Source organism: Kineothrix sp. MSJ-39 (assembly GCF_018917935.1).
Classification (GTDB): Bacteria; Bacillota; Clostridia; order Lachnospirales; family Lachnospiraceae; genus CAG-194.
Window position 1 is genome coordinate 22,972 of record NZ_JAHLPN010000013.1, and the last position, 10,713, is coordinate 33,684.

Below are 10,713 nucleotides of genomic sequence, written 5' to 3' on the forward strand. Positions count from 1 at the left end.
CACTGCGAATCCCGCTCTGATGAACGGTCGTCAAATGCAATGCATAAATGCATCTGCTTCATTCAGTTGTTTTAAAATACAGTCCCGTAATAAGACGAGCGCACTTTCTACCGTTGCCTGTCTGATCTCACTTCTGCTGCCGGAAAAATGACATTCCTGTACCGTCACCTTTCCCTGTACAAAACAGCCGATATAGACAAGACCTACCGGTTTTTCTTTTGTGCCGCCGTCCGGCCCCGCTATGCCTGTTACCGAAATTGCCGCATCAGCCTTTGCAGCCGCAGCCGCGCCTTTTGCCATCTGCTTTGCCGTCTGCCGGCTGACCGCACCGTGCTTTCTCAGTGTCTTATTCTTCACGCCGAGCAGCTTATGCTTTGCCTCATTCGCATAGGTGATATAGCCTTGCTTGTAAGCTGCGGAAATGCCAGCCGCATTAATCAGTCTGCCCGCAACAAGCCCTCCCGTGCAGGATTCGGCTGTTGTCACAGTCATATGATTTTGGATCAGAAGCTCTGCGATCTCCTGTTCTATCTCTTTTGCCACGTTACTTCCCCTTTTCCATGCATCATCCGTTTCCGGATTTTATCGATTCGCATCTGCTGACGTTCAGCCCTTATCTTCTTCCTTCATAACATCTTTATTTTTCACAAGATAATCGATCAGGGAAACAACTGTCAGGATCACTGCAAGCCAGAGTAAAACTGTTGTTACCGTCATAAAGCCCTGATAGGCTCCACCAAAGCCCTTATCATTGACTAAAAGAAGCAGAATTGCCAGAGTCACCATCGTAACAGAAGTTTTCCATTTGCCCCACCAACTTGCTGCGATCACTCTGCCCTGCTCTGCCGCGATCAGTCTGAAGCCGCTGATGATGAATTCACGGCTGATGATCACTACGGTCATCCATGCAGGAATAAAACCAAGCGCCGTCAGGCAGACAAGTGCTGCACTGACCAGAAGTTTATCCGCAAGTGGATCCATAAATTTACCGAAATTGGTAATCATATGATATTTTCTGGCAATATATCCATCCAAGAGATCTGTCAGGGATGCTACAACAAAAAGAGCAAATGCGACCCATTTAAAATCCGCATGAGACGGCGTCAGAAGTAAAAATGCTACAAAAAACGGTACCATGATCACTCTGAGCGTTGTCAGTTTATTCGGTAAGTTCATTCTCATCCTTTATTTCTCCAATCAAATCGTATTCATAAGAGCCTGTAATATGTACAGGCACAAAATCACCGGTCATCAGTTCTCTGTCCGTATTCACAAAAACAAGACCGTCTACATTCGGTGCATCCTTATAAGTACGCCCCACATAGGCATTTTCATCCGCCACTTTGCCTTCGATCATAACAAGCACATCCTGTCCTGTCATACCTTCGGCTTTTTCAAAGGCAATCTCCTGCTGCAGCTCCATGATATCGGCCTGTCTGTCCTTTTTGACTTCTTCCTCGATCTGATCTGGGAAGCCAGCCGCAGGTGTATCCTCTTCTGCGGAATAGGTGAACACACCAAGTCTGTCAAATTCCATCTCGTCTACAAACGCCATGGACTGCTCATGATCCTCCTGCGTTTCTCCCGGGAAACCGGTGATCAGTGTTGTACGCAGACACATATCCGGTATTTTACTGCGGATCATCGCAATCTTATCCTTCAACTGCTGCTGGTTGGTACGTCTGCCCATACGCTTTAAGATCGTATCGGATGCATGCTGAATCGGAATATCCAGATAATGGCATACCTTCGGCAGTTCTGCGATCGTATCGATCAGATCTTCCGTGATTTCTTCCGGATAACAGTATAAAATACGGATCCAGTAAAGCCCTCTGATCTCGGAAAGCTTCCGTAAGAGCTCCGGCAAAGACTTCTTTCCGTATAAATCTGTTCCATACAAGGTTGTTTCCTGTGCTACAAGGATCAGTTCTTTCACGCCCTGCTCTACAAGCGTAGCTGCTTCCTTTAACAGTGTTTCCATCGGAATACTGCGGTAGCTGCCCCTTACCTTCGGGATAATGCAGTAGCTGCAGCGTTTATCACAGCCCTCTGCGATCTTCATATATGCATAATGACCGCCGGTCGTAACGACACGCTTCTTGCCGCTGACAGGCGTCTTATCGATATCTTCCACAAATGTGGTATACTGCTTTGTCTGATATTCTTCTACCGCTTCCACAATCTTGTCGATCGCCATCGTTCCAATGATCACGTCGACCTCCGGAATCTGCTCCCGGATTTCCTTCTGATAACGCTGTGCCAGACAGCCTGCTGCGATCAACATTTTCACATTGGCAGTTTCTTTCAGCTGTCCGATCTCGATCAGTGTATTGATACTTTCTTCCTTGGCATCGCCGATAAAGCAGCAGGTATTTACGACTACAATTTCCGCTTCCCACTCATCATCCGTAAACTGATAGCCCTTTTCCGCCAGCATACCAAGCATCATTTCGGTATCTACCAGATTTTTATCACAGCCAAGTGATATAAACATAATCTTCATAATAAGTCTCTAACAGGAAAAAGAGAAAGATTATTCTTCCTCTTTTTCATCTCCCATAATCTTGATTTTGCCCTGATTGAGTTCGTCAACCGCAATGGATAATGGTTTTCTTCCTTTTGCAGGGACAAGTGGTTCTTCTCCTGCAATGATCTGTCTTGCTCTTTTGGAAGTTGCCATTACAATGGAATAACGGCTGTTGACTACAGGAACTTCTCCTGGTTCAACCTCGCTGTTTACGACCTTCATAAGCTCTGTGTAAGATGGATGTATCATTTTTCTCTTCCTTTCCTTTATCTGCTTCCAAGGAACTCTTTGAGTTCTTTTCTGATTTCACTGATAAACTCTATATTTTTGGACGGCGTATGACGCGCCGCATTTACAATCGTATTGATCTGTGCAATACAATCTTCTAACTTATCATTTACCACAATATAGTCGTATGTGTCAATACCTTCCGACTCTTCTACCGCACGCAGCATTCTCTGGCGGATCACTTCTTCCGTCTCCGTTGCCCGCCCTGTCAGTCTGTTATGCAGTTCTTTTGCACTCGGCGGCATAACAAATAACAGAACTGCATCCGGGTATTGCGCTCTTACCTTATGTGCTCCCTGGATCTCTATCTCCAGAATCACATCTTTTCCTTCTTCCAAATTTTTCTCCACGAAATCCTTCGGTGTTCCGTAATAATGCCCGCAGTATCCGGCGTATTCGATCATTCCGTCATTTGCGATCCTGTTTTCAAATTCTTCATCCGTTACAAAGAAATAATCTCTGCCGTCTACTTCACCTGCTCTCGGCTGTCTTGTTGTCATTGATATGCTGAGCGCATAATTAGGATAGTCCGTGATCAGCTTTTTCATGAGTGTTCCTTTTCCGGCTCCCGAAAAGCCGGAAACTACAACTAGTATTCCCTTCTGGTTCATTCTTCTTCTCCCGTTAATGTCTCTGCTCTTTGTGCTATCGTCTCAGGTTTTAAAGCCGATAAGATAATACGGTTATCTTCCATCAAAAGAACCGCCTTTGTCTTTCTGCCCTGCGTGGCATCCACAACGATCCCCTGCTCTTTGCCGTGCTGCACGATCCGCTTGACCGGTGCAGAATCCGGCTGCAGAACTGCGATCATCTTATCCGAATTTACCATATTGCCAAAACCGATATGTGTAAGTGTTTTCATATGAGCATTTCCTTATTCGATATTCTGAATCTGTTCTCTGACCTTTTCGATCTCTGTCTTCAGCTCTATTGCATGATTGGAAATATCCAGATTGTTTGCTTTGGAAAGCGTTGTATTGGCTTCCCGGTTCATTTCCTGTGCGATAAAATCAAGCTTACGTCCGATACTGCCACCTTCCAGCAGTGTCTGCTTTGTCGTCTCGATGTGACTGCGCAGACGAACCATTTCTTCATCGACACAGATCTTATCCGCAAACAGAGTCACTTCCATTAAAATTCTGTTATCCTCAGCCTGCGCATCTGTCAGAAGTTCTTTTACCTTTTCGTAAATCTTCTGCTTATATTCTTCAACAATTTCCGGAGAACGCTTTTCAATATAATCCACATGTACAAGCATGCCATCCAGCTTGCCGATCAGGTCATCACGCAGATTCTCACCTTCCACAACACGGGACTGTACAAACTGCTCTGCTGCACCGCGGATCGTCTCCTCTAAAAGCTTCCAGATTTCTTCTTCATCAGCAGCAATCTCTTCCATAGTAAATACTTCCGGATATCTGGAAAGTCCGGATACCTTGATGTCATTTTCCAGTCCGAAATCATCTGCCATCTGGTTCAGATACTGCATATATTCTGCTGCAATTTCTTTATTATATTTGACAGCCACCGTGCTTTCGGAATAATCCTCATAGGTAATAAAGACATCAATCTTACCTCTCTGCATATATTCCTTGAGCAGATTCCGGATGGATGCTTCAAAGAAATTCAGCTTCTTTGGCATCTTGATCGTCACATCCATATATCTGTGATTGACTGATTTGATCTCTACCGTAAACTTACGGTCGTTTCTTGCGAGCTCGCACCGGCCAAAACCGGTCATACTTTTAATCATTTCGGTTCCCCTTATCTGTTACTATTCTAGCTTATTTTATTTTCACTTTCTTCGTTTTCGTCCACTTACCACCGACAATTTTTCCATTATCTTTCACATAATAACGCATCTTATAATAATATGTCTTATGGCGCTTGATCCCATAATCGTAATAATACGATGTATCTTTTAACGTTTTGATTTTCTTAAACCCTGATCTCGGACTGGTGGATCTGTAAACTTCATATCCTGCATAGCTGCCGGTATTCTTCCATGAAAGAGAAGCATATGCGCCCGATCCATAATATCTGCGATATCCCTGTACCTTGAAAGAGGATGGCGCTTTCTTCTTGATCGTCTTTTTGGAACTTGTCAGTGCAACCTTATAGGTAGCATTTCCATCATTGCCATCAATTTTCAGATAATATGTATGATTTTTTGAAAGGTTCAACCAGATTGTTGTCTGTTCTCCACCGGATAAATAATAATTATTTACCTTAGAATTGGCAGAAGCAATATCATTTCTTGTATATAAAGTAAAATGTTCCGTAATCGTAGATGTATTTTTCAAATCCAACTGATAAGCCGTTGTCTTTTTTGCAGTCTTAAACCGATAAAAATCCACATCTCCTTCTATTTCGATTGTCCCGTTCTTATATTTACCGTCAGTAAGTTTAACTGCCCCTGCAAAATCATCGGATGCATCATCCGGAATTTTCGATACCTTTACTTTATAGCGGGTTGCATCTCCCCAATAATTACCTGACATACATATATAGTAGGTATGATTCTTTTCGAGCTTATACGCCATCGTCCTGCTGGAACCGGAAAAAATTGACATGTCCTGATGTGCATAAGAAGAGTCTGGTCCCTCATATAATTTCAGTTCGGCAGATTCGCTTCCTGTACCGTATCCCGCAATTTCATAGTAGGAATTAGAATTATCTGTTGTAAAACGGAAAAAATCAGTTTCATTTAATCCGGATACTTCGATCTGTCCTTCTACCATCTGTCCAAATGCGATTGGTGTTGCTTCAGCAAATGTATTACCATAATCATCCGCAATCTTATTGAGATATACAAAACCTGTTGTACCCGAATATGATGTCACCTCCAGATAATAGGTTGTATTTGGATCCAGATACTTGGTATATGTGTTATTTCTGTTACTCCAGACAGAACTGTTTAATATCTTTGTATAATCAGTTCCCGGTCCATTATAAAGTTTAATATCCAGATCATGCCCTCCGTTATTATGACAGGTAATAGAATAATAACATCTGCTGCTATCTGTTGTAATCTGATAAAATGCAGAGTTTCCTTCCTCCAGGACAAACGATTTCTGTGTCCCGTTTGCTGTCAACGGAATTGCATTTGTGATCTGCGCTGCTTTTACTGTTATGGCAGTCAGAACAAATGCTGCAGCCAACAGTATTGTTCCCATAAACTGTTTTAAGTGTTTCTTCATCTTTTTCCTCCCACATAATAGTACATTTCTGATTATTTATGCCTCATACATAATTCTATTTAGTATAGCATACTGCCTATCAATGCGCAACCGACCATATGTGACATTCCACATCATTCCGCCTGTCGTATCTTTGAAATATCCGGATCGATCACCATGGAATAATTGGTGTAGTACACCACAAAGCCCGGTTTTGCGCCGCCCGGCTTTTTCACATGCTTGCGCTGTACATAGTCCACTTCAATGCTGTTCCGCCCTTTGGCACTGGAATAATGGGCAGCCAGTCTGCCGGCTTCCTCAAATGTCCGGTCCGGCAGTTCTTTTCCGTTCGTTTTGACGATCACGTGAGAACCTGGCATTCCTTTTGCATGGAACCACCAGTCACCGCCCTGTGCCATCTGGAATGTGATCTCCTCATTCTGGAAATTGTTTTTGCCGACATACATATCAAAGCCGTCACTGCTGATGAAATGCAGCGGTCTGGAAACGATCTTTTCTTTCTTTTTGCTGCCTTTATGACGGATATAGCCACTCTGCACAAGCTCCTCCCGGATCTGGGAAAGATCCGCTTCGTCCTGTGCCAGATCCAGTGCATTGACAACAGACTTCAGATGCTCTACCTCTTCACCCGTTTCCTGCACATATTCTGTCAGCGCTTCATAGGTACGTTTCAGTTTACCGTAGCGGTCAAAGTATTTCTTTGCATTTTCCATCGGTGTCAGCTGATCGTCCAGCGGGATCTCGATCTCTTCTCCCGTGTAATAATTGGGAACGGTCGCCTTTTTCGCTCCCGGCTCGATCTGATAGCCGTATGTATGGAGCAGTTCTCCGTATACTTTGTATTTTTCTCTCTTTTCCGTATCTGCCAGCTGTTTTACCTGCAGATCGTATTTTTTCACATTTCGCTCTAATGCAGTTGTGACGATCTTTCTCAGATCCGTGGACTTTTGCCGGATCCTGGTCACCGCGCTCTTTTCCGAATAATAACTCCACAAAAGCTCGGAAATACTGTCATATACCTTCTTTTCTTTCTCTTCATAAAGGGTAAACGGAAGTGCCCCGAATTCCACCGGTTCTCCGTTATCATAATAGACTGCCGGTTCAAAAATACCCAGCTTTACCGCATCTATATAAGAAGCAAACGCCTGATACAGCCTCTCTTCCATGACAGGATCCAGTACACTTGTCGGCAGATCTGCATCTACACCGGCTCTGTAGCAGATCTCCTGTGCAACGATCGGCGATACACCCGTATAGCGGGAATAGATCCCTTTGTAAACTGCTACGGAATTCTCTTTCAGATCTGCCAGAAACGTCTCCTTATTGACCGTATCGGTCAGTGCATCTTTTTTATGCTCCGTCTGTGGTATAAAATAGGTTCTGCCCGGAAGCACCTCACGCACGCTGGAAACCAGTCCCGAAATATGCTTGATACTGTCCAAGATCTTGTTTTCTTCATCATAGAATATGATATTACTGTGCTTTCCCATCAATTCCATGGCAAGTGTCTTTCTGCGCAGGTCACCCATTTCATCCAGATGCTCGATCTCAAACCGCACCACACGTTCCAGACCGGGCTGGTCAATCTTTACAATCCTGCCATTCTGGATATGCTTTCTGAGCAGCATACAGAAATTCGGAGCCGTCATCGGGCTCTTTTTATTTTCCTGCGTCAGATAAATAAGCGGCAGCGATGCATCTGCGCTCATAGAGAGCCGGTACTGTGTTCCGCCTGCCTTGATCGTCAGCAGGATCTCATCTTTTTCCGGCTGTGCAATCTTATAGACTCTTCCATCCAGTAATTTTTCATTCAGTTCCTGCACAACGCAGGCCATTGTAATTCCATCAAATGCCATTTTCTTCCTCGCCTGTGCTTGTTTTTCCCAATCTGTCCCGACAAGAAACAAGACCGGAGCTACCGGTCTTGTTTCTGTATGATCCATTCATAAAATTCTTATCTTAGCCGATCAGCCAGTCATACATTTCCTGATACTTCGCTGCGGATACGCCCCAGGAGAAGTCAGCCGCCATAGCGCGATCCACCATCTTATTCCATTCACGCTTGCGCTGATAGAATACATATTTTGCGTAACGGATCGTTGCCAGCATTTCATATGCATTGTAATTTGCAAAGCTGAAGCCTGTTCCTGTGCTTTCGTATTCATTGTACGGCTCTACCGTATCCTTCAGACCACCTGTTTCCCTGACGATCGGAAGTGTTCCGTAATGCAGTGCCATAAGCTGTGAAAGACCGCACGGCTCAAATAAGGATGGCATCAGGAACGCATCCGATGCAGCATAGATCTTATGGGATAATGCATCGGAATAATAAATATTTGCCGATACTTTATTATTGTATTTCCAGTCAAAATGACGGAACATATTTTCATATTTTTCTTCGCCTGTACCAAGTACAACGATCTGGACATCTTCCTGACAAAGCTCATCCATGACATAAGCAATCAGGTCAAAGCCCTTCTGATCTGTCAGTCTGGAAACGATACCGATCATAAACTTCTTATCATCCTGCTCCAGACCAAGCTCCTGCTGCAGGGCACGTTTGTTTTTGATCTTTTCCTTTCGGAAGTTTGCTGCATTGTACGGTGCTACGATATTCTTATCCTTTTCCGGATTGAACTCTTCATAATCGATACCATTGACGATACCGCGTAGTGCGCCGGATCTTGCACGCAGCAGACCGTCCAGTCCTTCTCCGTAAAACTGTGTCTTGATCTCTTCCGCATAGGTGTCGGAAACGGTTGTTACCGCATCCGCATAAACGATACCGCCCTTTAACAGGTTTGCATCCTTGTATGCTTCCAGTTTATCGGATGTAAAGAAATAGTCAGGCAGTCCTGTGATGTCTTTGACATCCTTGACATTCCAGCGTCCCTGGAATTTCAGATTATGTATTGTCATAACTGTCTTAATGCCACGGAAGAACTCTCCGCCCGCAAAGCGTTCCTTTAAATATACCGGGATCAGACCTGTCTGCCAGTCATGGCAATGGATCAGATCCGGTCTGAAGCCTGTCAGAGGCAGAGCAGATAATGCTGCCTTACAGAAGAAACTGAACTTACGGATCTCATCGAGTACATTGTCGCTGTAGATCTTAAAACCGCTGAAGTAAGATTCGTTGTCGATAAAGTAATAGGTAATGCCGTCTACCTTTGCTTCCAGCACACCAACATATTCACTCTTCCAGTTGAAGTCCATATAAAAGTGTGTCTTATACTTCATCTTGTCCTTTAATTCCTGCTTGATACAGGTATACTTCGGAAGCATGACACGCACATCAAAGTACTTCTTGTCAATGTTCTTCGGAAGAGATCCGACAACGTCTGCAAGTCCTCCTGTCTTAATAAAAGGAACTCCCTCAGATGCAATAAACAGTATGTTCTTCATTCTTTATAATCCTCCAATATTTGTTTTCACCTGCTACCCGGACAGGTAAATACCTTGGAACAATTATACACCAATCACGTGCATTTTGAAAGAACTAATTTGCGCGATATAAAAGCCTGATCTTATCTGCGATCAGTGCGATAAATTCCGAGTTTGTGGGCTTTCCTTTCCCTGTATTGATCGTGTAGCCGAACAGCGCATCCAGTGTTTCCATCTTGCCACGGCTCCACGCCACCTCGATCGCATGCCGGATCGCACGTTCCACCCTGCTTGCCGTCGTCTGGTATTTCTTAGCGATCGTCGGGTACAGGATTTTGGTAATGGAATTAAGCATGTCAATATCTTCTACCGCCATCATGATTGCTTCCCGCAGATACTGATAGCCTTTGATGTGGGCAGGGACACCAAGCTCATGAATCATGTCCGTTACATCTTTTTCAAGATCCCGGACAGGCTTTTCTTTCTGCGGTGCTGCCTGCGGATGCGTTTCCTGTCTGTTTTTGGAAGGGACGGAAATCACAATTTGAAATTCTTTGTCCTGGTGGATCAGATCGGTCAGTATTTTAAACATTCTGTCGTTATCCTGTGTAGTTACAACATTCAACTGCTGCATGGAAAAATCCCTCCTTACTTCTTGTTCCTTGTGTAGCATATTATAACAATGTGTCATTTTGTGTTGCAAGCTACAGTCATCGCATAAAAACGACGTTTTCGGCAAAAATACCACGGCACTTTTGAAATATAACTGTTTTTGACAGCATTATTACACTTATTTAGGGAGATCATGCGATTTATTTTCCATCTTTATACAATCTCTCCTCACCCTCGACATTCTCCTCCCGTTTCGCTATAATAGAAAAAAAGAGACAGGAGGTATCATATGAAATCTACCGATGAACTGATCAATGATCTGAAAAAACAGGATCAGACCTCTTTTCTGAAAAATGAAACAGACTATGCCCAGTCCGGCGGTGCTTATTTATCCATGCTGTTAAAGGAACATCACCTGCAGCCCGGCAATCTGATCCGGGATCTGGAGCTGGAACGCTCCTATGCCTATCAGATTCTGCGCGGCAGCCGCAATCCTACCAGAATCCTTCTGCTGCGTATCGGTTTTTATCTGCAGCTGTCACTGGCGGAATTCCAGCGCATGCTGTCCATCTGCCAGCGTGCCATCCTGTATCCGCGGAACCGGTTTGATGCGGCGATCATCTATGCACTGGAGCACAATATGACAATCGAAGATCTGAATAATCTTTTAGAAGAAATAGGAGAACCACCGCTGCGATGAGC

12 protein-coding genes are annotated in these 10,713 nt (G+C 44.1%); 1 reads left to right on the forward strand and 11 read right to left on the reverse strand.

Annotated features, from left to right (window positions below; genetic code table 11):
• Positions 1-30 precede the first annotated feature (30 nt).
• From KQI22_RS09295 to spo0A, 11 genes are all read right to left on the reverse strand, one after another.
• Positions 31-543 (reverse strand): CinA family protein, encoded by a 513-nt coding sequence (locus tag KQI22_RS09295; RefSeq protein WP_330623329.1) that lies wholly within the window; start codon positions 541-543, stop codon positions 31-33.
• Positions 544-606: 63 nt separating this feature from the next.
• Complete coding sequence (gene pgsA, locus KQI22_RS09300) at positions 607-1,176, reverse strand: CDP-diacylglycerol--glycerol-3-phosphate 3-phosphatidyltransferase (RefSeq protein WP_216551862.1); 570 nt, start codon at positions 1,174-1,176, stop codon at positions 607-609.
• On the reverse strand, positions 1,160-2,503 hold the full coding sequence (gene rimO, locus KQI22_RS09305; protein ID WP_216551802.1) for a 30S ribosomal protein S12 methylthiotransferase RimO: 1,344 nt from the start codon (positions 2,501-2,503) through the stop codon (positions 1,160-1,162). The genes pgsA and rimO overlap by 17 nt, the downstream gene beginning before the upstream one ends.
• A gap of 30 nt (positions 2,504-2,533) precedes the next feature.
• Positions 2,534-2,776 carry a DNA-directed RNA polymerase subunit omega gene (gene rpoZ / locus KQI22_RS09310; RefSeq protein WP_022004727.1) on the reverse strand — a complete coding sequence of 81 codons (243 nt, stop codon included), beginning with the start codon at positions 2,774-2,776 and terminating at the stop codon, positions 2,534-2,536.
• Positions 2,777-2,793: 17 nt separating this feature from the next.
• Positions 2,794-3,426 (reverse strand): guanylate kinase, encoded by a 633-nt coding sequence (gmk, locus tag KQI22_RS09315; protein ID WP_216551803.1) that lies wholly within the window; start codon positions 3,424-3,426, stop codon positions 2,794-2,796.
• The gene (locus tag KQI22_RS09320) at positions 3,423-3,677 is read right to left on the reverse strand and encodes a DUF370 domain-containing protein (protein WP_022004729.1); all 255 of its coding nucleotides are present in this window, start codon (positions 3,675-3,677) and stop codon (positions 3,423-3,425) included. Before KQI22_RS09320 ends, gmk begins: the two co-directional genes overlap by 4 nt.
• A 12-nt stretch (positions 3,678-3,689) precedes the next feature.
• A complete protein-coding gene (locus KQI22_RS09325; protein ID WP_216551804.1) occupies positions 3,690-4,568 on the reverse strand; it encodes a YicC/YloC family endoribonuclease in 879 nt (292 codons plus the stop codon).
• A gap of 31 nt (positions 4,569-4,599) precedes the next feature.
• Complete coding sequence (locus KQI22_RS09330; protein ID WP_216551805.1) at positions 4,600-6,015, reverse strand: hypothetical protein; 1,416 nt, start codon at positions 6,013-6,015, stop codon at positions 4,600-4,602.
• 113 nt (positions 6,016-6,128) lie between these two features.
• On the reverse strand, positions 6,129-7,871 hold the full coding sequence (locus tag KQI22_RS09335) for an Rqc2 family fibronectin-binding protein (RefSeq protein WP_216551863.1): 1,743 nt from the start codon (positions 7,869-7,871) through the stop codon (positions 6,129-6,131).
• Between the two features lie 103 nt (positions 7,872-7,974).
• On the reverse strand, positions 7,975-9,420 hold the full coding sequence (gene glgA / locus KQI22_RS09340) for a glycogen synthase GlgA (RefSeq protein ID WP_216551806.1): 1,446 nt from the start codon (positions 9,418-9,420) through the stop codon (positions 7,975-7,977).
• Between the two features lie 94 nt (positions 9,421-9,514).
• A complete protein-coding gene (spo0A, locus tag KQI22_RS09345; protein WP_216551807.1) occupies positions 9,515-10,033 on the reverse strand; it encodes a sporulation transcription factor Spo0A in 519 nt (172 codons plus the stop codon).
• Positions 10,034-10,300: 267 nt separating this feature from the next.
• Between spo0A and KQI22_RS09350 the strand changes: the two genes are divergently transcribed.
• Complete coding sequence (locus tag KQI22_RS09350) at positions 10,301-10,711, forward strand: hypothetical protein (protein WP_216551808.1); 411 nt, start codon at positions 10,301-10,303, stop codon at positions 10,709-10,711.
• Positions 10,712-10,713 lie beyond the last annotated feature (2 nt).

Excerpts from the sequence above, each read along its gene's own strand:
- rimO (WP_216551802.1), bottom strand. The coding sequence starts at position 2,503 with ATGAAGATTATGTTTATATCACTTGGCTGTGATAAAAATCTGGTAGAT.
- KQI22_RS09335 (WP_216551863.1), bottom strand. The coding sequence starts at position 7,871 with ATGGCATTTGATGGAATTACAATGGCCTGCGTTGTGCAGGAACTGAAT.
- KQI22_RS09325 (WP_216551804.1), bottom strand. The coding sequence starts at position 4,568 with ATGATTAAAAGTATGACCGGTTTTGGCCGGTGCGAGCTCGCAAGAAAC.
- KQI22_RS09320 (WP_022004729.1), bottom strand. The coding sequence starts at position 3,677 with ATGAAAACACTTACACATATCGGTTTTGGCAATATGGTAAATTCGGAT.
- rpoZ (WP_022004727.1), bottom strand. The coding sequence starts at position 2,776 with ATGATACATCCATCTTACACAGAGCTTATGAAGGTCGTAAACAGCGAG.
- KQI22_RS09350 (WP_216551808.1), top strand. The coding sequence starts at position 10,301 with ATGAAATCTACCGATGAACTGATCAATGATCTGAAAAAACAGGATCAG.
- spo0A (WP_216551807.1), bottom strand. The coding sequence starts at position 10,033 with ATGCAGCAGTTGAATGTTGTAACTACACAGGATAACGACAGAATGTTT.
- pgsA (WP_216551862.1), bottom strand. The coding sequence starts at position 1,176 with ATGAACTTACCGAATAAACTGACAACGCTCAGAGTGATCATGGTACCG.
- glgA (WP_216551806.1), bottom strand. The coding sequence starts at position 9,420 with ATGAAGAACATACTGTTTATTGCATCTGAGGGAGTTCCTTTTATTAAG.
- gmk (WP_216551803.1), bottom strand. The coding sequence starts at position 3,426 with ATGAACCAGAAGGGAATACTAGTTGTAGTTTCCGGCTTTTCGGGAGCC.
- KQI22_RS09330 (WP_216551805.1), bottom strand. The coding sequence starts at position 6,015 with ATGAAGAAACACTTAAAACAGTTTATGGGAACAATACTGTTGGCTGCA.